At 42.3% G+C, this 23001-nt stretch carries 21 protein-coding genes and 1 pseudogene; 20 read left to right on the top strand and 2 right to left on the bottom strand.

Going from position 1 to position 23001, the window contains the following annotated elements:
- The first annotated feature begins 119 nt into the window (after positions 1-119).
- The 13 genes from DWW13_RS03230 (at position 120) to DWW13_RS03165 (ending at position 16652) form a co-directional block, all read left to right on the top strand.
- A complete protein-coding gene (locus DWW13_RS03230) occupies positions 120-794 on the top strand; it encodes an ABC transporter ATP-binding protein (RefSeq protein ID WP_118667051.1) in 675 nt (224 codons plus the stop codon).
- Complete coding sequence (locus DWW13_RS03225) at positions 791-3235, top strand: ABC transporter permease (protein ID WP_118719210.1); 2445 nt, start codon at positions 791-793, stop codon at positions 3233-3235. Before DWW13_RS03230 ends, DWW13_RS03225 begins: the two co-directional genes overlap by 4 nt.
- 408 nt (positions 3236-3643) lie before the next feature.
- Complete coding sequence (locus DWW13_RS03220; protein WP_117801920.1) at positions 3644-4681, top strand: helix-turn-helix domain-containing protein; 1038 nt, start codon at positions 3644-3646, stop codon at positions 4679-4681.
- A gap of 176 nt (positions 4682-4857) precedes the next feature.
- Entirely contained in the window at positions 4858-4929 is a 72-nt protein-coding gene (locus DWW13_RS03215) for a hypothetical protein (RefSeq protein ID WP_416388181.1), read from the top strand.
- Between the two features lie 51 nt (positions 4930-4980).
- Positions 4981-6180 carry an ROK family transcriptional regulator gene (locus tag DWW13_RS03210; protein WP_330411355.1) on the top strand — a complete coding sequence of 400 codons (1200 nt, stop codon included), beginning with the start codon at positions 4981-4983 and terminating at the stop codon, positions 6178-6180.
- A 361-nt stretch (positions 6181-6541) separates the two neighbouring features.
- Positions 6542-7570, top strand: a complete 1029-nt coding sequence (locus tag DWW13_RS03205; RefSeq protein ID WP_055219656.1) for a zinc-dependent alcohol dehydrogenase — start codon at positions 6542-6544, stop codon at positions 7568-7570.
- Between the two features lie 9 nt (positions 7571-7579).
- On the top strand, positions 7580-7972 hold the full coding sequence (locus tag DWW13_RS03200) for a VOC family protein (RefSeq protein ID WP_118719206.1): 393 nt from the start codon (positions 7580-7582) through the stop codon (positions 7970-7972).
- 18 nt (positions 7973-7990) lie between these two features.
- Positions 7991-9355, top strand: coding sequence for an MFS transporter (locus DWW13_RS03195; protein WP_118719204.1), 1365 nt, complete (start codon positions 7991-7993; stop codon positions 9353-9355).
- 568 nt (positions 9356-9923) lie between these two features.
- On the top strand, positions 9924-10778 hold the full coding sequence (locus tag DWW13_RS03185; RefSeq protein ID WP_022461234.1) for a YitT family protein: 855 nt from the start codon (positions 9924-9926) through the stop codon (positions 10776-10778).
- Positions 10779-11034: 256 nt separating this feature from the next.
- Complete coding sequence (gene rhaB, locus DWW13_RS03180; protein ID WP_118719202.1) at positions 11035-12435, top strand: rhamnulokinase; 1401 nt, start codon at positions 11035-11037, stop codon at positions 12433-12435.
- A 34-nt stretch (positions 12436-12469) separates the two neighbouring features.
- Positions 12470-13891, top strand: coding sequence for an arabinose isomerase (locus DWW13_RS03175; protein WP_118719200.1), 1422 nt, complete (start codon positions 12470-12472; stop codon positions 13889-13891).
- A gap of 46 nt (positions 13892-13937) precedes the next feature.
- Positions 13938-14759 (top strand): rhamnulose-1-phosphate aldolase, encoded by an 822-nt coding sequence (rhaD, locus tag DWW13_RS03170; RefSeq protein ID WP_117760516.1) that lies wholly within the window; start codon positions 13938-13940, stop codon positions 14757-14759.
- A 210-nt stretch (positions 14760-14969) separates the two neighbouring features.
- A complete protein-coding gene (locus tag DWW13_RS03165) occupies positions 14970-16652 on the top strand; it encodes an AAA family ATPase (protein ID WP_118719198.1) in 1683 nt (560 codons plus the stop codon).
- Positions 16653-16731: 79 nt separating this feature from the next.
- Here the strand turns inward: DWW13_RS03165 and DWW13_RS03160 are convergent.
- Positions 16732-17205: pseudogene (locus DWW13_RS03160) on the bottom strand (AEC family transporter); the annotation flags it as partial.
- Between the two features lie 819 nt (positions 17206-18024).
- Between DWW13_RS03160 and DWW13_RS03155 the strand changes: the two are divergent.
- Both DWW13_RS03155 and DWW13_RS03150 read left to right on the top strand, forming a co-directional pair.
- A complete protein-coding gene (locus DWW13_RS03155; protein WP_118719194.1) occupies positions 18025-18669 on the top strand; it encodes an L-2-amino-thiazoline-4-carboxylic acid hydrolase in 645 nt (214 codons plus the stop codon).
- 47 nt (positions 18670-18716) lie between these two features.
- The gene (locus DWW13_RS03150; RefSeq protein ID WP_118719192.1) at positions 18717-19523 is read left to right on the top strand and encodes a class I SAM-dependent methyltransferase; all 807 of its coding nucleotides are present in this window, start codon (positions 18717-18719) and stop codon (positions 19521-19523) included.
- 105 nt (positions 19524-19628) lie between these two features.
- On the opposite strand, the gene DWW13_RS03145 is transcribed toward DWW13_RS03150, so the two are convergent.
- On the bottom strand, positions 19629-20285 hold the full coding sequence (locus tag DWW13_RS03145; protein ID WP_118719190.1) for an SDR family NAD(P)-dependent oxidoreductase: 657 nt from the start codon (positions 20283-20285) through the stop codon (positions 19629-19631).
- Between the two features lie 229 nt (positions 20286-20514).
- Here DWW13_RS03145 and DWW13_RS03140 point away from each other — a divergent pair, with 229 nt between their 5' ends.
- The 5 genes from DWW13_RS03140 (at position 20515) to DWW13_RS03125 (ending at position 22884) form a co-directional block, all read left to right on the top strand.
- Positions 20515-21246 carry an ABC transporter ATP-binding protein gene (locus tag DWW13_RS03140; RefSeq protein ID WP_055227049.1) on the top strand — a complete coding sequence of 244 codons (732 nt, stop codon included), beginning with the start codon at positions 20515-20517 and terminating at the stop codon, positions 21244-21246.
- Entirely contained in the window at positions 21246-22169 is a 924-nt protein-coding gene (locus DWW13_RS03135) for a SufB/SufD family protein (RefSeq protein ID WP_055219683.1), read from the top strand. Before DWW13_RS03140 ends, DWW13_RS03135 begins: the two co-directional genes overlap by 1 nt.
- Before the next feature lie 187 nt (positions 22170-22356).
- Positions 22357-22488, top strand: a complete 132-nt coding sequence (locus DWW13_RS19715; RefSeq protein ID WP_279221232.1) for a hypothetical protein — start codon at positions 22357-22359, stop codon at positions 22486-22488.
- Between the two features lie 10 nt (positions 22489-22498).
- Positions 22499-22726, top strand: coding sequence for a beta-galactosidase trimerization domain-containing protein (locus DWW13_RS20115; RefSeq protein ID WP_199674833.1), 228 nt, complete (start codon positions 22499-22501; stop codon positions 22724-22726).
- Positions 22675-22884, top strand: coding sequence for a hypothetical protein (locus DWW13_RS03125; protein WP_118719186.1), 210 nt, complete (start codon positions 22675-22677; stop codon positions 22882-22884). The genes DWW13_RS20115 and DWW13_RS03125 overlap by 52 nt, the downstream gene beginning before the upstream one ends.
- The last annotated feature ends 117 nt before the right edge of the window (positions 22885-23001 follow it).

The raw sequence follows: 23001 nt of genomic DNA, 5'->3' as shown, positions 1-23001 counted from the left end.
AAATGAAAGATTATCCTGATACAATTTGGATGTAGGTTGAAAAATGACCAAATATATAAACAGACAAAGAAAGCGTGTTGAAAAGGTACGTTTTACAGAATTGAAAAGGAGGTAGCACATTGAGTGTGATATTAGAAACCAAGCAGCTTTGTAAGTTTTATGGCGCAGGTGAGAATCAGGTCAAAGCGGTCAATCAGGTGGACATTCAGATTGAGCAGGGAGAATTTGTCGCAATTGTCGGAAAGTCAGGTTCCGGTAAAAGTACATTACTTCATATGCTTGGAGGGCTAGACACCCCGACAAAAGGCAGTGTTACTTTAGCAGGGAAAGATTTATACAGGATGAAGGAAGATGCCCTTGCTGTTTTCCGCAGAAGAAAAATCGGATTTGTTTTTCAGGCATTTAATCTGGTTTCATCTGTTAATGTCTGGGAAAATATTGTACTGCCACTGGGGCTGGATGGAAGAAAAGTGGATGAAACGTATGTAAATGATATTATTGCAACTCTGGGGATTGAAAACCGGATTTATAATCTGCCAAATCAGTTATCCGGAGGACAGCAGCAGAGAGTAGCAATTGCAAGAGCACTGGTGAATCGTCCGGAAATTATATTTGCAGATGAGCCGACAGGAAATCTTGATTCTAAGACCAGTGATGAGGTAATCGCTCTGCTTAAGATGACAGCAAGAAAATATGGACAGACAATTGTAATGATTACCCATGATGACGAAATTGCACAGGTCGCTGACCGTATTCTGGTGATTGAGGACGGACAGGTGGTGGATTTCAGATGAAGACAATAAGCAGGATTGCATATAGCAATGACAAAAAGAACAAGACAAGAAGTATACTGATTATGATGTCCATATGTCTGACTACGATGCTGCTTGTGATTATCAGTACTGTGGGAAATGGAATGATACGTTTGCAGAAAAGTCAGGCGGCAGGCTCATATGGAAGCAATTATGGTCTGTTTGTCGCAGCAGATGGTACGCAATTAAAAGAAGTGGAACGCAGAGCTGAGATATCTGATATCGGCATCATGTGTACGGAGGGCATCCTGAAAGGAAATGAAAATGGCGGGTTTGTCTGCATGGATGAGACTGCAAGAAAAATGCTTCCCTATAATAAGGAATATGAGTTAAAGGAAGGAAAGTATCCGGAAAAAATGCAGGAAATTGCCGCCGGAAGAGCTTTTTTTCGTGCAATGGGATATGATGATGTAAAGGTCGGAGATACGGTTACACTGGATTACCGTGTAGGGATGCGGTCAGAATATAAGCCGGAAGAGTTTGTTGTCAGCGGAATCCTATATGATCGGGATGAGTATACCATCGAGGCATCTTATGTTGCTTTCGGGTCACAGGAGTTTTATGATGAGCACGTCGCAGAGAATGACAGACAGTATAATATCTATTTTACGTTAAACGATTCTGCAAATGTATCTATGAATAATATTGAACCGGTTATAAAGCAGATTGCAGCATCTTGTGGAATCGAAGAAAAAAACGTTATAGTCAATGATCTCTATTTGCAATGGGTCTTGCAGCCGAGTTATGAAACGATTGCGGTATGTGGAATTCTGATTCTTGCAATTGTACTTTTCTCTGTTGTGGTCATTTATAATATTTTTCAGGTCGGTATTGTCAACAAGATACAGGAGTATGGAAAAATCAAGGCTCTGGGAGCGACAAAAAAGCAGATGAAACAACTGATCTTCAGAGAGGGCATTTTTTTGACCATTTTTTCCATACCAGTTGGATTGCTTCTTGGTTTTCTGATTGCAAAATGCGGTTTTAACTGGCTGGTAGAACAGGGAAACCTTGTATCAACCGGAACTAGCTCTATGGGAGTTCAAAATCAGCAGGTGCCTCTGTTTTCCCTGCCTGTTATGCTTCTCTGTATTTTCGTATCATTTCTTACCGTTGCTTTGGCACTGCGTAAACCAATGAAAATTGTTTCACGGATTTCACCTATCGAAGCAACACGGTATTTAGAAAATGCAGAAACACACAAAAAAGGAAAACGAAATGGCAGAAAAAATGTCACCGTGTTTTCTATGGCAATGGCAAATGTAACGGGTAATCCCAAAAGAACTATTGGTACTATCCTCACAATGGGTTTTTCTTGCGTATTGTTTGTGATTATCTCTAATTATGTGGGAAATATTGACACGGAGCATGAAGCACGTCTTTCCGTTAATCATGGACAATTTGAACTGCAGCTTGACTATTCTGCTGAGTATGATGAAAGATATCCGGAGAATAACCTGGATACGATTCTGACGGATGATCCATTGAATGATTCGCTGATTGAAGAAATCAAAAGCATTCCGGGAGTAACAGATGTCATGACGAGAGAGATTGTCTCTGTAAATCTGAACGGAACAAGATTTCCGGCTGATATTGTGAGTAAAAATGATTTTGATTTTATGCGCCAAGACGGGGACATTGGCTCTATGGACTATGATCAGGCGGTAAAGAATGGTGAAATTTTCTTTGGCTGGTCAACGTGGATGGAACAAGATGGATATGCTCCGGGTGAATCCATTGCATTTGACTTTGAGAATGGAAGTGAAACCTATACCTATCAGGGAAAGATTGCAGGATCCTTTGTAAGCGCGGACACTTATCTTGTCATTCCGGAAGGTGTATATCGTTCCATGAATCCGAGAGGAACAGCCTATGGCTATCTGTGGGTGGACTGTGATAAAAAAGATGTGGCATCTGTAGAACAAAGTCTGAATACTTTGATTTCTAATACTTCGCATATAAAAATGGATACTTATCATGCGCAGTTACAATCTGCCGAATTTGCAAGCAGCATGATGAAGCTTGGCTGTTATCTGTTTATGGCGGTTGTAGGACTCATCGGGTTTATGAATATGGCGAATACCATGATCATGAATATTACGACAAAAAAGCAGGAATATGGTATATTACAGGCTGTGGGTATGACAAATAAACAATTAAATTTATGCCTGCAGTTACAGGGACTGATTTTTACGGTTGGTACCATATGCGTAGCTTTGATCATTGGTCTGCCGCTCGGCTATGCACTTTTTTCCTATGCAAAACATAATGGAATATTTGGAATGAATATCTATCATGTTCCAATCGTACCAATTTTTATTATGATTTTTTTGGTCGGTCTGTTGCAGATTGTACTTTCCTGCGTTTTAAGCAGTAATCTGAAAAAGGAAACGCTGGTAGAAAGAATAAGGTATCAGGGATAGCAAGTAATATGTAATGAACTAGGTCTTAACGAAGAGGAGAAATAGATAACGTCCATTTTGTATGTATGATAAATCTAAACAGTATTTTAGCAACATTTCCTGAGTGGGGGCAGAAAGTGCCCCCACTTTCACTATTTGGGGGCGAAAAGCGCCACCATATATCGTAAATGATGGGTTCAAGGGGAAAATCCCTTGCTAGAACAGCATTTGGATGGAGACATCTCTAATGCGTATCTAGCCGTCAACCTAAGAAGTATCAAGGCAGCCAAAACAGCAGATTAATCATGCAACATTTCCTAGTGGTTAATTAAATTGAATAGAAATTAAACATTGTTCAATTGAGCAATCTATATGAATCTGATATACTGAGTATACAAAAGCTTTTGAATTTTTTAGGAGATGAAGCAAATGGATATAGGCGTTGTTATAAAAAAATATAGAAAAGAAGCTGGTATGACGCAGGAGGAGATGGCAAACAGATTAGGCGTGACGACACCGGCTGTAAACAAATGGGAGAATAGTAATTCCAAGCCGGATATTGAACTGCTGGCACCAATTGCAAGACTGCTTGATATTTCACTTGATACATTACTTTCTTTTCATGAAAAACTTTCAGATATTGAAATCGAAGAAATTATCAGGAAGATGGACAGGATGTTTTCAGAAGAAGGCTATGAAAAGACTTATGAATGGGCATTGAGACTTATAAAGGAATATCCGAATTGTAACATGCTTATCTGGCAGGCTGCGGTAATGCTTGATGCAAGAAGAATAACGGATAAATGCATGAATCCGGAAAAATATGATAAGCAGATTAACGCATGGTATGAGCTGGCACTACATGATGAGAATGAAGAGATACAGCATCATGCAGCAGATTCCTTATTTGGATTTTATTTACGTAAGAAGAATTACGCCAAGGCAGAAAAATATCTGGACTATTTTTCAGAACACGATCCTATGAAAAGTTATTATCAGGGAAGATTACTCCAGGAGCAGGGAAAAATCAAAGAAGCATATGAGAAATATGAAAATGTTATTTTTTCCGGCTTTAGTACACTTAATTTTGTTCTTTCCACAATGGCGGGACTGGCATTGCGGGAAAATGATATCGGTTATGCGAGATTTTTGTCAGGGAAGGTACAGGCAGTTGCACATACATTGGAAATGGGAAAATATAATGAGCATTCGCCAATGCTTGATATTGTATGTGCAGGGAAAGATGTAGAGGGAACATATAAGGTGGTAAAACATCTTCTTGATAATGTGGGTACTATGTATGATTTTAGAAAGTCCGGTTTATATAAGCATATGAAGTTCAGAGATATTGATGAAGCTATATTAGATGGTGTAAAAGAAAAACTTCTTGAAGGATTCAGAAATGAGGAAGAATTCGGCTACATGGCAGGATATGAACCGTGGGAGAAATTAATTTTTGACAGATAAGTTTTTTGAAAACTGTCGTTTGGTAAAATCTATTCCATTTTTAAAAGCCTTGCGATAAAATATGTTCTGTGAGACGGTAGTTTTTTTGTCCCAACAAAAGCCAGATGACACGATAGAGATCGACTTAGATTTAGAAGTTGGATGAAATCAGTGCTGAGTTGAAAGCTCGTGATCAGATGGAATGGGTCAGATTGGTAAATGATATTCGTAATATGGCAGAAGAACTTGTGCTAAAAGAATTGGTGTAGATCTAAATCGTGGAAAACTCCTTCGGGAGCTTTTGGCTGTTTATAAGATAAATTCTGTCGGAGATTTATTATAAAACATTACTTTACAAGAAGAATAAAAAAGCATATAATTCTTTTATAATATATTTAATAAAAGAGGGTAAGAAAACGGAAAATAAAGATAAAAAAAATACAACAAGAAAAAAAATAATTAATTATGTGCTAAACAAGCATGTTACATCCAAGGCGGAAATCGCAAAAGAGTTAAACTTGAGTATGCCGACTGTGTTAGCAAATGTGAATGACTTATTAGAAAAAATGGTGTTGGAAGAAACTGGGGAATATGCTTCGACCGGTGGACGAAAGGCAAAAAGTATAGGGATTAATAAGTCATACTGTCATGCAATGGGAATTTTGATTACAGCGAATCATATAGAAATGGTATTAGTAAATCTTGGAGATGAGATTATAAAAAAAGATCGCATCCGTTTAAAATTTACGGCAGAATTATTCTATTGTACAGAGGTGGCACAAAAGGTCAAAACTTTTCTTGAAGGCGAATTAGCGAAGGACACGCTACTTGGGATTGGAGTGGCGATTCCAGGAATTATTGATCAGAAAGAACGGATCGTTTTAAAATCCCATGCTTTAGGTATAGAGAATTATAGTCTGCGCTTTTTAGAGCAGGCTTTGGAAATTCCAGTATATTTTGAAAACGATGCTAATGCTGCAATGCTTGCAGAAAAAAAGCAAAAGTATCCAAATGCGATATATCTGTCTTTGAACCACACCTTAGGAGGTGCATTCTGCATAGATGGAAAGCTGTTTCGAGGGCAGAACCAGAAAGCAGGGGAGTTTGGTCACATGATACTCGTTCCCGGTGGAAGAAAATGTTATTGTGGTAAATCAGGATGTGCAGATGCATATTGTGCAGCAAGTGTACTGACACAAGATAACAGGCAGTCACTGGATGCATTTATGGAAAAAATTGAAAGTGGTGATGAAAAAAATTTGCAGACATGGAATGAGTATTTGGATCATCTTGCTGTTTTGATATCAAATCTGCGGATGGCATATGATATGGACATCATACTAGGAGGTGATGTGGGAGGCGTATTGTCAGATTATATGATACCACTGGGAGAAAAAGTGATGGCATATAATGGCTTTGAGCACGATGTTTCATACTTGAAAAATTGTTCGTATAAGAAAGAAGCGTCAGCTGTTGGAGCCGCGAAATACTTTTTCACAAAACATATGCTAGAATTGTAGTAACTGTTCACAGGTAGGAATTTTCTGAACTGAAAATTCCGTACGGTACAGTTCCCACTGACAGGTTGCAAAGAGAATGCGGATGTCCGCCTTATATGTGTGAAAAACGAGAAGTTGTGTAAAATTAAAAAAAGAAATTATAGTAAAAAACGGAAAGAAAACAGTAACTACGGTTTCCTTTCCGTTTTTTTGCGTGTTAATTGTGAAAAATATACAAAAAATATATTTTAAAATTATGAAATATATCAAAATATGAAAAAACATATTGACAAATTGTGTTTACATTGTAATAATATAATTACTTTAATAAAATATTTTATAAAACATAAAATAAAACAACATAAAAAAGGAGGAAACAATTATGTTACAACAGGTAATGACAAATCCAGGAGAAATTATTTTCAGAGAGGTTCCGGTTCCGGAGGTAAAGGAAAATCAGGTTTTGGTAAAGATTATGAATATTGGTGTTTGTGGATCAGATATTCATGTTTATCATGGAAAACATCCGTTTACAAAATATCCGGTAACACAGGGACATGAGGTTTCTGGTGAGATTACAGAACTTGGAAAAAATATCACCGAGTTTCATGTGGGACAGAAGGTGACGATAGAGCCGCAGGTATATTGTGGACATTGCTATCCATGTCGTCATGGAAAGTATAATCTCTGTGAGGAATTAAAAGTAATGGGATTTCAGACGACAGGAACAGCATCTGAGTATTTTGCAGTGGATGCATCTAAAGTAACACCTATTCCGGAAGATATGTCCTATGAAGAAGGAGCTATGATCGAACCTCTTGCTGTGGCAGTTCATGGTGTAAAACAGATGGGCGATGTGGCTGGCATGAATATTGCAGTCCTTGGAGCAGGACCGATCGGAAATCTCGTGGCACAGACAGCAAAAGGAATGGGAGCAGCGAAAGTGATGATCACAGATATCAGTGATCTTAGACTGGCGAAGGCAAAAGAATGTGGAATTGATGTGTGTGTGAATACCAAAAATAAAGACTTCGGTGAGGCGATGATCGAAGCATTTGGACCGGATAAGGCAGATGTGATCTACGATTGTGCCGGAAACAATATCACAATGGGACAGGCAATTAAATATGCAAGAAAAGGAAGCACGATCGTACTGGTGGCTGTTTTTGCAGGAATGGCAGAAGTAGATCTTGCAGTGGCAAATGACCACGAACTTGACATTAAGAGCACGATGATGTACCGCCATGATGATTACATAGATGGAATCAGACTGGTAAATGAGGGCAAAGTTCATTTGAAACCGCTCATCTCAAAGACATTTGCTTTTAAAGATTATCTGAAGGCATACCAGTATATTGATGATAACCGCGAGACAACGATGAAAGTAATTATCAACGTCAGTGAAAAGTAAGGAGTTCGTATGGAAAATAAATATGGAATTGTCGGAATTGCCCATGTCGGGCTTCCGACAAACGATTTACAGAAAACAGTTGAGTTTTATAAGAGTCTTGGATTTGAAGTAATTATGCAGTCTTATAATGAAAAAGCAGGGGAAAAAGTGGCATTTTTACAGATAAAAAATTACTGCATAGAGACTTTTGAAAATGGGAAGGCGGAAATGTCAGACGGTGCATACCAACATGTTGCACTTGATGTGGAAGACATTGAAAGTATGTATCAGAAAATCTGCAATGAAAAATACACAGTTATTACAGACGGAATCGAAGAACTGCCATTTTGGGAAAAAGGTGTGAAGTTTTTTATGATTAAGGGACCAAATGAGGAAAGAATAGAGTTCTGTCAGAAAATCTGATAAAAATAGGAGGGCCATATGGGAGGCGAAAGCAAAAATGGAAAAGTACCGCTGATCAGTAAGATTGCATATGGGTTTGGTGATGTTGGATGTAATTTCAGCTGGATGTTTGTCAGTAATTTTCTGATGATATTTTATACAGACGTGTTCGGAATCAGTATGGCGGCTGTGTCAGCACTGATGCTTTTTTCAAGATTCGGGGATGCAATCAATGATCCAATCGTCGGGGGACTTACGGATAAAACAAAATCGAGATGGGGACGGTACCGTCCATGGCTGTTAGTAGCGGCACCAATTACAGCAATTCTTCTTGTGATGACATTCTGGGCAAGACCTGACTGGCCGCAGAATGGAAAGATCATTTATATGGTAATTACATATTGTCTGCTGGTTTTGGGGTATACCTGTGTGAATATTCCATATGGAACCTTGTGTGGTGCTATGACACAGGATATTGATGAACGTGCAAAAATAAATACATCCCGTTCGGTTGCAGCGATGATTGCAATTGGTGTGTTAAATATTATCACAGTTCCACTGCTCGGCAAATTCGGCAGTCATAGTGCAAAGACAGGATATCTGACGGTTGCGGTCATATATGGATGTATTTTTACAGCCTGTCATTTCTTCTGCTTTGCGAAGACGAAAGAGGCAGTGATTACTCCGGAAAAAGAAAAAATTTCTGTAAAGATACAGTTGAAAGCAGTCATGCAGAACAGACCATATCTTCTTGCATTGGCAGGGCAGATATTATTTGGATTTACATTATATGGTAGAAACGCAGATATTCTGTATTATTTTACATATGTGGAAGGAAATGCCTCTTACTACACAACTTATTCGATGTGCATCATTATTCCTTCTATCATCGGGGCAGCCTGTTTTCAACCATTATTCCGCAAGCTGAATAATAAAGGAAGAACAGCATCTCTCTTTGCTTTGTTTACAGGAATTTCCATGTTGTCTATGTTTTTCTTCAATGCCAAAGAATCATCAGCTATTTTTTATGCATTATCTGGTCTTACACAGTTTTTTTTCTCTGGATTTAATACCGCAATCTATGCAATTATTCCAGACTGTGTGGAATATGGGGAGTGGAAAACCGGACTTAGAAATGACGGTTTTCAGTATGCATTTATTTCACTTGGAAATAAAATCGGAATGGCAGTTGGAACAGCACTTTTAGCAGGATTACTTGGAAAATATGGTTATATTGCAAATCAGACACAAAATGCAATTGTACTTTCAATTATGAAACATGCATTTACGACGATTCCAGGTGCACTGTGGATTGTGACTGCGGTTGTATTATTTTTCTACCGGTTAAATAAAAAACGTTATAACGAGATTGTGGAAGAACTGAAAAATGGAAGAAAAAGTTGATATCGTGGCATTGGAAGAATTGCTGATTGATTTTACGGAAGCAGGACACAGCCAGGATGGGAGGAAATTAAAATACCGATACCAATAGAAATTTTAAAATCGGATACAATCTGAATGGCGTTTGCTTTTCTTCCGCCGGTGGATGCAAAAAGCCGTTTTTTTTTCTATCAGACCTTCCTGCTCCAGAAGGTTGAGGTTCTGGCTGACTGTGGATAAACCCATCTGCAGTTCCTGAACGATCTGCTGCTTGGAGGTCTTTTTCTTTCTGTAAATATATTGGTAAACCTTTGAGTTATTTATTTTTTGAGACTAATGTTGGTCAGTCCCTTTTCATTCATGATGTTCTCCTGATTGTGTTACAAGATAATATTAAGTATCAAAATTATTGTAGCATAGAACGAAAAAAAGCAATAAAAAGGATATGCATTACAGAAAGCTGACGGAAAAGCAACAACGATACACAAATATGTTGGAATGATTTCTGGAAAGGGTTTACATATCTTCAAAATGCCATTAATATAAAGAAGGGATCTTCCCATCCATAAAAAATAAGATACGGAGAATTAACATGAAAAAACAATTGAAGGATACTCAGATTCTGTTGGAAATCCTGATCCTGACAGCAGCTGTTGCTATTATTGCAGCGGCAGTCTATTTTTTTCTGGTACCAAGCCATACTTCTGTCAGCAGTATTTCGGGTCTTGGTATCGTACTTTCCAACTTTGTACCGTTGCCCCTTTCCGCCATCACCATGATTCTGAACGTAGTACTTCTGATCATCGGCTTTTTTACCTGCGGAAGAGAATTTGGTGTAAAAACCGTCTACACCAGTATCATGCTTCCTGTTTTTCTTGGACTTTTTGAAAAAATCTTCCCGGATTTTGGTTCAATGACAAACAGTCAGGAGCTGGATGTTCTGTGCTATACACTTGTAGTCAGTGTGGGACTCAGTATTCTTTTTAACAGAAATGCTTCTTCCGGCGGACTTGATATTGTAGCAAAGATCATGAATAAATATCTTCATATGGAGCTTGGAAAAGCCATGTCTCTGTCTGGTATGTGTGTTGCTCTGTCTGCAGCACTCGTTTACGACAAGAAAACGGTAGTCCTGAGTATTCTTGGAACGTATTTTAACGGAATTGTTCTGGATCATTTTATTTTTGACCATAATATCAAACGCCGGGTATGTATCATCACTCCAAAGGAAGAAGAACTTCGGGAATTTATTCTTCATGAGCTGCACAGCGGTGCTACGATCTATGAAGCCTATGGTGCCTATAACATGCAGAAACGCAAAGAAATCATCACGATCGTAGACAAGACAGAATACCAGAAATTGATGAATTTTATCAACAAACTTGATCCGAAAGCGTTTATCACAGTTTATAATGTATCCAACATGAGATATCAGCCTAAAATGTAAAAAAGTTCCGCAGCACCTCAATCACAGAAGTGCTGCGGAATTTTTTTACCATAATTTCCTGTGAAAACGTTTCTTGAATTACCCCATGGAGCAAAAACTCCGGCGCGGCTGAAGGAGAAGAAGAGCGAACGGATGCGGATGGATACGATCAATGACATCGTTATAGTGCAAATAAGGACACTTTTTTAGACAAAGCGTGTTCTTTTTTTACCACATAAAGTTATCTATAATTAGAGACAGAAAATGGAGGAAGGGTATGGAAAGATATTATTTAGCAATTGATATAGGAGCATCCAGCGGAAGACATATTCTCGGCCATATGGAAGATGGGAAAATGGTTCTTGAGGAAATTTACCGTTTCCCGAATGGAATGCAGAAACGGGACGGTGAGAAGGTGTGGGATATCGAGGCACTCTTTGAAGCCGTGTTGGCCGGAATGAAAAAATGCAGAGAACTTGGAAAGATCCCGGTGAGTGTCGGAATTGATACATGGGCAGTTGATTTTGTCCTTCTGGACAAGGATGATCAGCGGATCGGAAATGCCGTTGCTTATCGCGATGACCGCACGAAAGGAATGGATGAGGAGGTTTATCGCACAGTGCCGGAGGAAGAACTCTATGCATCGACCGGTATTCAGAAACAAATTTTCAACAGCATTTATCAGCTCATGGCGTGGAAGAAGAAAAAGCCGGAACAGCTGGAAAAAGCAGAGACTCTTCTGATGATTCCGGATTACCTGAATTTCCTGCTTTCCGGCGTGAAAGCGCAGGAATACACAAATGCAACAACGACCCAGCTTGTCAATCCGGAAACCGGGGACTGGAACAGGGAGATGATTCAAAAACTGGGATATCCGGAGAAAATCTTCCTGCCGATCCGTGAACCGGGGACTGTGATCGGTCGTCTGAAAAAAGAAATTCAGGAGCAGGTCGGCTTCGACTGTGAGATTGTTCTTCCCGCAACACACGACACAGGCTCCGCAGTAGTCGCTGTGCCAAGCAATGAGGAGCACGTGCTCTATATCAGCTCCGGAACCTGGTCTCTGATGGGAACAGAATTAAAAGAGGCCGATTGCGGGACAGAAGCCATGCAGCACAATTTTACCAATGAAGGCGGCTACAACAGAAGATACCGTTTTCTGAAAAACATTATGGGGCTGTGGATGATTCAGTCTGTACGAAAAGAAATCGCAGAGGAGGTAAGTTTTGGAACCATTTGCGAAATGGCATCGAAATGCAGGATTTCATCCATCGTGGATGCAAATGACGATCGTTTTCTGGCACCGGAACATATGACAGCAGAAGTGCAGAAGGCATGTGAAGAAAGTGGCCAGCAGGTACCGCAGGGAATTACAGAGATCGCAGCAGTGATCTACAACAGTCTGGCAGTATGCTATGCCAAGACATTAAAAGAACTGGAAGAACAAACGGGTTGTCAGTACCGGAAGATTCATGTTGTAGGTGGCGGCGCCAACGCCGATTATCTGAACCGGCTGACAGCAGAAAAGACCGGAAGGACCGTACTGGCGGGACCGACAGAGGCAACTGCCATCGGCAATCTGGCGGTGCAGATGATCACCGGAAAGGAATGCAGCAATTTGAAAGATGCGAGAAACTGTATTTTCCATTCCTTCGAAATCAAACAATATGAGCCATAAAAAATGAGACGAAAGGTTAAAAGGGGCAAAGAACATGTTAGTTGAAACAAAAGCAAAAGTAGGTGTATTTGCAATCGCACTGGGTGCATATCTGCCGCAGTTCCCGACGCTGGTTCCGGAATTTGAGGCACAGTATGATGCGTTCAAAAAGACGATTCCCGATACCGTTGAAATGATCGATGGTGGAATCGTTACAACGAAAGAATTATCCATGGAAGCAGGAGATAAGTTCCGTGCAGCGGATGTAGATCTTGTTATTTTACAGCTTCTGACCTACGCGACCAGCTACAATATGCTCCCGGCAGTCCGTGACCTGAATGTGCCGGTTGTGCTTGTGAATGTGCAGAAACGGAAAGCACCGGATTATGCCAATACCGATACGCCAAAATGGCTGGGTGAGCTGTATGCCTGTGGAGCAGTCGGTGAGATGGTAGCCGATCTGGAGCGTGCAGGAAAACGTCATGCCGTCATCACCGGTGTTGTAGAAGGCGGAGATGCTTACGTGGCAAAGGAAATCGATGAGTGGTGCCGGGCAGCCCAGGTACGCAGAAGATTCCGTTACACCAATATTGCCCAGATCGGAAGACCATATCCGGGAATGATGGACCTGTATATCGATGAAACCAATCTTTACAACCGGATGGGACTTTATACGAAACAGTTCGACTGGGAGAAAATATGGGCAATCGCGGATCCTGTTACAGATGAGGCCGCAATCCGCGCCAAGGCAGAGGAGATTCTGGATACCTTTGACATCGAGGGCGGTGCAACGGTAGAGACCGTATGGGATATGGCAAAATATGTCGTTGCTTTTGAAGAATGGGTAAAAAAAGAAGATCTTGGTATGGTGGCATCCCATTATGACGGCTTTGCCAAGGGGGTTGCCGGAAAACTGGACAGCATGCTGATCCCGGCATTTTCCATGCTGATTAAACAGGGCACAGCCTGCGCCGTAGAGGGTGATATGAAAGTTGCAATGGCAATGAGCATTCTGAAAACAATCGCCGGAACCGGTCAGCTTTCTGAGATGTATTCGATCGATTTCAATGAGGATATCTGTATTATCGGCCATTCCGGATCGGGAGATGCTGATATTTCGCAGGTGAGAAAACCGTCTATGAAAATCGTTGATGTCTTTCATGGCAAGACGGGCGGCGGATATCTGACGCAGTTTTATCCGCCGGTTGGCGATGTTACATACCTTGGAATTACGCAGGATAAAGACGGTCACTTTAAATTTGTTGCTGCAGAGGGTGTCAATGAGGATGGTCCGATCTTTACCTTTGGCGATACCAATATGAGAACACGTTTCTCTATTGGGGCAAGAGAGTTCTGCAACAGATGGAGTGAAGCGGGACCAACACATCATATGGCAGCTGCTGCCGGACACCATATTGATACGATTCTGAAAGTGGCAAAAATCCTGGATGTGCCGGTAGAGGTTGTGTGCCGGTAAATATCGATAAAAGAAGAGGAAAAGAGAGAAAGAAGAGGGAAAAAACATGAAATTTTTAGATGCAGAATTTGTAAAGGGCTTTATCCGAATGGCAAATGATGGCTGGGAGCAGGGATGGCATGAGAGAAACGGCGGAAACCTTTCTTACCGTGTGAAACCGGAAGAGGTTGAAGAGGTAAAAGAAAATTTTGAGGCCAGAGAGTGGAATTCGATCGGAACCGCCGTTCCAAATCTTGCGGGAGAGTATTTCCTGGTAACCGGAAGCGGAAAATATTTCCGAAATGTCACAATCAAACCGGAAGACAGCATCTGTATGATTGAGCTGGATGAAAAAGGTGAAAATTACCGCATCGTCTGGGGTCTCGTCAACGGAGGACGTCCGACCTCAGAGCTTCCGAGCCATCTGATGAACCTGGAGGTAAAAAAACTGCAGGACGAAAGATACCGCGTTGTGTACCATGCACATACCACCAACGTGATCGCGCTTACCTTTGTTCTGCCGCTGGAAGATAAAGTATTTACCCGCGAACTCTGGGAGATGGCAACCGAGTGTCCTGTTGTATTCCCGTCCGGAATCGGTGTCGTTCCGTGGATGGTTCCGGGAGGCAGAGAGATCGCCGTTGCCACGAGCGAGCTGATGAAGAAATATGATCTTGCTATCTGGGCACACCACGGCATGTTCGCCGCCGGCTTTGATTTTGACCTGACCTTCGGTCTGATGCATACCGCAGAAAAATCTGCAGAAATCCTGGTAAAAACACTTTCTATGCAGCCAACGAAACGCCAGACGATCACACCGGATGAATTCCGCCATCTGGCAAAAGACTTCGGCGTAACACTTCCGGAAGAGTTTTTGTATGAGAAATAAAACTGGAAACTGATAGTGAAAAATGGCCGTCTGATCCTTGCACTGAGGAATGGGACGGCCATTTTTTTGCTGTGCAGAAGAAAAAGTCTATTAATTTCTTTCGGAATTTGATAAACTATAAGATGAGATTGTCGATTAGAAAACAGTGGAACATTTCATTATCAGACAGAAAATGCTGATGTGTCTGCGCTCAGAAAGGAAAGATGAAATATGACTTCAGCGATTAGTATAGGAAAGCAGGATTTTGCTTCCCTTCGAGAAAATCATTATTTTTATGTTGATAAAACCGATTTTATCAGACAATGGTGGGAAAGTGGAGATGACATTACGCTGATCACACGTCCGAGAAGATTTGGCAAAACATTGAATATGAGCATGCTGAATTGTTTCTTTTCCAGACAGTATGCAGAAAAAGGTACCATCTTTGAAGGGCTTTCCATCTGGAAACAGGAAAAATACCGCAGACTGCAGGGAACTTATCCGGTGATTTTTCTGAGCTTTGCGGACGTAAAACAGAATAACTATCAGGATGCAGTGCAGAAGATAAAAAATATTATTGTAGATGCTTATCGCCAACATCGGTATTTGGAGCAGGAAGAATGCTTTACGCAAAATGAGAAACAGCAGATGCTGGAAATTACAGAAAAAATGAGTGATGTGACAGCACAGGATGCATTAAAAAATCTTTCCAGTTATTTGAATCTTTTATATGGAAAAAAAGTTTTGATCTTTCTGGATGAATATGACACGCCCATGCAGGAAGCCTATATTCATGGATACTGGGATGAATTTGCCGGATTTATGAGAAGCCTTTTCAATGCGACATTCAAAACAAATCCATATCTGGAACGCGCTGTGATGACTGGAATTACCCGTATTTCCAAAGAATCTGTTTTTTCGGACCTCAATAATCTGACAGTTATTACAACAACATCGGATGCCTATGCAGACTGTTTTGGTTTTACAGAAGAAGAGGTATTTCAATCATTAGATCAATTTGGAATGCCGGAAAAGAAAGATCTGGTAAAGCAATGGTATGACGGATTTTGCTTTGGCACGCATCGTGATATTTACAATCCGTGGTCTATTACAAATTATCTGAAAGAGAAAAAACTGCGGCCCTACTGGGCAGCTACAAGTTCCAATGGATTGATCAGCAAACTCCTGCAGTCGGCATCGGTAAATATGAAGGAAGAACTGGAAAAACTGATCAACAGACAACAAATTGTAGTTAATTTTGATGAGCAGATTATATTTGGACAATTAGAACAGGATGAAAGTGCGGTATGGAGTCTGTTGGTGGCAAGCGGTTATCTGAAAGTGGAGGAGATTGAATACAGAGGACTGACGCTGGAGCCGTGGTATTCTCTTTCCATCACAAATCTGGAGACTGTGAGCATGTTTTCGAATATGTTCAAAAGCTGGTTTGCAGCGGCATCTGCCAATTATAATGAATTTATCAAAGCATTGCTGAATGGGGATGTAAAAGCGATGAACTTCTATATGAATGATATTGCACTTGCTACATTCAGTAATTTTGATGCTGGAAAACATGCGTCCGAGCGGAGCCAGCCAGAGCGGTTTTATCATGGATTTGTACTTGGGCTGCTGGTGGAAGTGCGAGATCTTTATGAGGTGCGTTCCAATCGGGAAAGTGGGTATGGAAGATACGATGTGATTCTAATTCCCAGAAATTTGGATCGAGATGCTATGATTCTGGAATTTAAAGTAAAAGAAACGGAAGAAAAAACGCTGCAGGAAACGGTACAAAAAGCACTGGCGCAGATTGAAATAAAGAAATACGACGCGGAACTGAAAGAACGGGGAATCCCAAAAGAAAGAATCCGGCATTATGGATTTGCGTTTGAAGGGAAAAAGGTACTAATTGGGTAATAGAAAACGCTGTCAATGCTTCTCTGGAAGGGGAAGCGGGACAGCGTTTTTCTGTTAATTGTGATTAGATTACCATTTGAACAATCTTCTTCCAGTCATAGGAAGCCTCACGGCTGATCACCTTTTTGCAGTGCGTCCAGAAAAAGACAAGCTGTACGCTCGTATAAATACAGCTGTAAAGCACCCATTCCGCTCCTAAAACAGCCGTCACAAGCGGCACAATCAGATTGCCGGAATTGGAGTAGTAAACAGAAGTTATCTCAACCGCATCCAAATGAAACACCCGTCCAAGAGCTGAAACCGCAAAAAGAAGCACAACCTGCATCAGAAGCGAAGCCGCAAACGCAACCAGCAGCCCCCGCACCGTTTCCGGCGTGTAATCGACCTGAAACGCATTCAGAATCACGCAGGGAATGATCAGGTACAGCACAATTTTCGACAGAACTTTGCTGTCCTCATCCTTTAAAAGTCCGGCTTTTACGATTAAAAAGCCCATAAAAATCATAAGAAAAAGCTGCGCGATCTGCTGCGCAAGAAGAATACTGATCGTCATAAAAATCTCCCCATATGTGTGTCTTATAGAAAATATTATAAGGTGGAGGAGAGGGGATTTCAATTTCTTTTTGAGAGATTTGGGTCGAAATAATGGTGAAAATATAAGAAAAATGGCTGTTGACCAAAAGAAAATGCTGTCATATAATATATTCGACAAGAGAGCCGTTGGTCAGTGTACACCTGACCGCCGGATAAAGCTTCTAACTAAAAATAGCGCTTAACTTTACCAGAGCAGGGGCGCTATTTTTGATTTGACAAAATTACACGATTGCAATATAATATACTCAACAAGACAGCCGGAAGGTGAGCGCAATCACCCGATCTGGCGAAAATATTAAATAGCTATAAGAAGTGGCCATCCATGCTTACCAGAGAGCAGGATGGTCATTTCTTATGTGCGTATATTTGAAAAATCGATTACATGTAATAAAAAAATAAATGGATGGATTTGCTCCGCACGTTTCCTTTGGAATGAGTGTTTTGATTGGTATACTCTAATCAATGCAGGCGTTTTTGCTTAAAATCAAAATTCATTTGTATGGAAAAGAAAACTTACGAAAATAAAAAAAGAAACGAGCAACCCGATTGAGCCCTAAGGCTGTACACGACAAAAAACCCATTTCTTAATTTCTATAATAAAGGAAGGCTGAATTATAGTCAAGAAATTTTTGCGATTTTAAAACAAAGTAATAAAAAGTGTGATATAATAACCTCATAATGAAAAGTAAAATTCCGCCTATTTTTCAACATTGTAGGCGGCAATTTTACACCTACAAGTTAGTGAATCCTAATAAAAGTAAGATGGAGGTACCTGCCTATGATGGAATACACCAGTAAATACTGGAATATGCTGACTCCTTTAATAAAGAAAAGTCTGCTAAAACGCTACGGAAAAGAGGAGACCGCAGAGCTTCTCCGCAAGACCAACCAGATCTACCGCGACATGCTTCGCCGCGCCGATGATATCGGAAAGGACAACCCGATGGCGTCGAATCTCTATGAAGGCCTCATTTTTCTTGCGCTCTGGGATGCGTCGGACAGACAGATTTCTGTGGATGAACTGCGTACAATCTCAGAGGAGATGATGTCCTTCCCGTTTCTGAAAGCCATGGGCCTGATGATTAATGCGAATAAGAAGAGCGGCATGGCGCGGATTGCGGAGATGATGCATAAGGATGCCGCCTGGCTGGAAGCACATCCGCAGTATAAGGCGTATTCGTGGGATTTTCATTTTGATGAGACGAAGCATCAGGACGGTTTTTATTACCACTTCACCCAATGTCCCCTGAACACCTTCGCCCGAAAAGAGGGCTATCTGGAAGTGCTGCCGATTATGTGCGACATTGATTACAAGACAGCAGCCCTGATGCATGCAAAGCTCCATCGTGACCATACGCTGGCAGGCGGCGGTGAGGTCTGTGATTACTGGTTTGTGGGAGACAAGGTGGAAAATCCGAAATAAAACAAGACCGGACCGGAACCGGTGAAATGGAAGGGAGATCACCCAGAATGAGCAATGAAAAAATAAAACCAAAACTGAACGGAACTGCCGAGACGATGCTGCAGTGCTTCTACGCCCGTGCCATGCACAGCAGAAATCCGAAAAACAAGTTCCGCGACACCAAAGCAGAAGAGCTGATTGACCGCATCGACTATGATTTCAGCAATGCGAAAAAGGACACAGCAATGAGCGGCGGAATCGTAGCGCGGAGTGTTGTGTTTGATGAGCTGGTCAGCGACTTTATCCGAAAGAACCCGGATTGTACCGTCGTCAACATCGCCTGTGGTCTGGACACACGGTTTTACCGCATGGATAATGGAAAAATCACCTGGTATAATCTCGATCTGCCGGAGACGATTGAGGTACGCGATTCGATCTATCAGGAATCCGGCCGCGTTTCCACGATTGCGTGTTCCGTGCTCGATCCGGCATGGGCCGATCAGGTAAAAGTGCGGGGCAAAATACTTTTCATCATCGAAGGTCTGACCATGTACATGAAAGCGGATGAGGTCAGAACGATGCTCGCCATCATCCGCGATCACTTCGACAATGCCTACGTCTGCATGGAAACGCTGTGCCCGTACTTTGTAAAGAAAGAAAACATCGAAAAATCCATCCAGGCGACAGGCGCGACATTTACCTGGGGTGCGAACAGCTTTGCAGACCTGGGCAACATTGCCGCCGGTTTCCGAAAAGTAAAAGACGACAACATCGCCCGCGGTATGGAAACATTGAATCCCATCTACAAGCCGGTGATGTGGATGCCGATCGTCCACAAATTCGCAGAGAAAATTCTGGTGTTTGAGAAAGCGTAAGAAAAAACGAAAAAAATAAAAAGAAACAGGCCGCCCGGCAGCGGAAAAGCTCAAAAAGCTTCCGTGCAGGGAACCTGTTTTTTGTTTGTGCAGGAAATTAACAAATCATTCATCCGGCCACACAAAGTGTGCGTTTCCCGCTTCAAGGCCGTCAATCAGAATATTCTGCCCCGTGCAGAAACGGTTCGTCACGGTCATAAAATACGCCCAGTCCGCTGCTTCCTCGACGGTCATCCACCGTTTCAGCGGCGTCAGCTCCATGATCTGATCCCAGAGCTTTTGGTCTTCTGTGACAGGCAGATTCAACTCGGTCAGTACGCCGCCGAAATCAAGGCTGTTGCACGTTCCACCATACGGTGCAATGCGGAGTGCCACATTTTTTGTGTAGGCGAGAACGCCGCCCTTGCTTGCGGTGTATTCCGGAAATTCAGCTCCGGTATGGCCGCTGGCCGAGCCGATCATAAGGACGGCGCGGATGTTGTCATGAATGCCATACGCCTCTGTGATTGCGATGGTTCCCTTTAAATTGATATCAATATCATTCTCGTTCTGCACACCGGCGTTGTTGATGACAATATCGAAAGGCGCAAGCGCCGGATACTGTTCCCTGTCGCGGATATCAAGGCAGAAATGAGTATACGAATCCTGGCTGATCGAAGCCTCCTTCCGGTCAAATCCGGTAACGTCAAAGCCTTCTTTTAAAAATTTCTCCGCAATCGCCTTTCCGATTCCGGAGCTGGTTCCTGTAATAAGTACACGCATACGATAACCTCCCGATGAAATATTACCCTCATTATACCGCAAACACAGCATGCGATCCAGAAGAAACGAAAAAGAATGCAGGAAAAGAAAATGTTACGGGAAAAATCACTGTATAAAACAAAAGAGTCTCCCAAACTGCAACAAATAATTGACAGATTTTAGGAGAAGGAGTAGAGTTTTTGAAAGGGGGATTATCCCTGCAAAGAGTGAAAACAAAAGAGGTGCAAATATGCTGAAAGTAGACAATCTTACCTTTGAAGTAAACGAAGAGGGAAGAAAACGCTGCCTCGTCAACCACATCAGTTTTGAGGTAAAGGACGGGGAAATGCTGGTGATTACCGGACCGAACGGCGGCGGAAAATCAACGCTGGCCAAAGTGCTTGCAGGAATTGAGGACGCCAATGGCGGAGAAATCTTCCTGGATGAGGAAAATATTACCGGTTATGATATTGATCACCGTGCAAACGCCGGCATCGGCTATGCATTCCAGCAGCCGCCGCGTTTTAAAGGAATGACGGTGAAAAAAATGCTGTCGCTGGCAGCCGGAAAAGAACTGACGGAAGCCGAGAGCTGTAAACTCCTCTCCGCTGTCGGACTCTGCTCTGCCGATTACCTGAACCGCCAGATGGACGGTACGCTCTCGGGAGGAGAGATGAAGCGTCTGGAGATCGCAACGGTTCTTGCAAAACCGCATAAGGTCAGCATTTTCGATGAGCCGGAGGCCGGCATTGACCTGTGGAGCTTTTCCATGCTGATCAAACGGTTTGAAGAAATCCACAAAGAGAAGAAAGAATGTCTGATCCTCATTTCTCATCAGGAACGCATTATCCAGATGGCAGACAAGATCATGGTGATCGAGGACGGCCAGGTGAAAGAATACGGTACAAAGGAAGACGTACTGCCGACCCTGTTCCAGCAGAAAACAGGCCGGATGTGCGGCCAGGAAGGAGGCACATGCTGATGGTACAGGTAGATGAGACAACCCAGGGCGTATTAAATCAGATCAGCGAGGGATTTGAGCAGAAAGGGGCATACAATCTCCGCCAGAACGGCATTCCGCTCTGCCACGGTGACAGTGAACATATCAAAATCCGCAAAAAAGAGGATAAGCCGGGCATTGATATTTTGATCGATGGCGAGACAAAAGGCGAAAAAGTATTTATCCCGGTTGTCGTCAGCGTTTCCGGTATGACGGATCTTGTTTACAATGATTTCTACGTTGCGGACGGCGCCGATGTTACGATTGTAGCGGGCTGCGGCATTCACAACGGCGGCTGCAACGACAGCCGGCACGACGGTATCCATACGTTCCATGTAGGAAAAAATGCCAACGTGCGCTACGAGGAAAAGCATTACGGAGAGGGAAACGGAACGGGACAGCGGATTCTGAACCCGGTGACAAATATTGAAATCGGAGAAAATTCCGTTTTTACGCTGGATACCGTACAGATTAAGGGCGTTGACTCAACAATTCGTACGACGAATGTTGTGATGGATGCAAACTCCAAACTGTTCGTGCTCGAACGTCTGATGACAGACGGTGACCAGAAGGCAGAGTCGGATATTGAAGTATGTATGAACGGAAGCGGTTCTTCCGCACAGATTATTTCACGTTCTGTCGGAAAGGGCAATTCCTCCCAGGTCTTCCATCCGAAGGCAGTCGGCAAAAACAAATGCCACGCCCATATCCAGTGCGATTCTATCATCATGGATCACGCCCAGGTCGGATCTATTCCGGAGATCCAGGCAAAGCATGTGGATGCGGCAATCATCCACGAGGCGGCGATCGGACGGATCAATGACGAGCAGCTGTTGAAACTCAGAACGCTCGGCATGACGGAAGCGGAGGCGGAAAACGTCATTATTGAAAACTTCCTGAGCTGAAGAAAAAAAGGAAACAAGAGAACAAAAAAGAGGCATTTCCAGTCTGCATAGATGGAGATGCCTCTTTTTGTGCATTTTTCACAAAAAGCAGATAGTAAATTTTACTAAAATAAAAAGTAAAATATTTTGACTTTTAACATATGATAAATTTGTACTGTTGAAAAAAGGAAAGATACAAGATAGAGAAATGGGGAAAGCGAAAATGGGTATTGTGATCAATCATTCCGAAAATATTTTCCTGCTGCAGACCAGATCCAACAGCTATGCGTTCGGCATTGACGATCAGAGACTGGTAAGACATACAGAGTTTCTTCCGTGATATCATTCAGGTGCAGGATGCGGAAGTGCTGTTCCATTACGCGGATGCGTTCTATCTGGAATTCGCAGCCGTGACGAGAAAACAGACCGGCAGGGGAACTTTGTATTACGTGGGCTGCGGTCTGGAAGAGAAGATCACGAAGCTTCTGATGGAGCAGGTGATGCGGGACTGGCACAGAAAGGCCTTGTGGAGCTCGAGCTCATCCCGGGAACGCGGAACAAAAAGAGGATTCTGCTGACGGATGCCGGACGGGAACTGGAGAAAAATACGACGGACCGGCTGCGCGGGGCGGAGATCCGTGCATATGGAAAACTCTCGGCAGAAGAGCTGAACAGCTATCTTGAGATGACAAGAAAGCTGACGGCAGCGCTGCGCGAGGAGACGGAAAAACTTTAAAGAGAGAGCAGAAATGAATCAGAAAAAAGACAAAATTCAGTTATCCGATCATTTTACATACGGGGCGGTCTATTTCCTGATATGCTCCCTTCTAGGTAGACAAGTGAAATAATAAAA

It is taken from the genome of Blautia sp. AF14-40, assembly GCF_003479665.1.
Taxonomy (GTDB): Bacteria; Bacillota; Clostridia; order Lachnospirales; family Lachnospiraceae; genus Fusicatenibacter; species Fusicatenibacter saccharivorans.
Note: the sequence above shows the minus strand (reverse complement) of the source record. Positions and strands in the feature narration are given on the sequence as shown.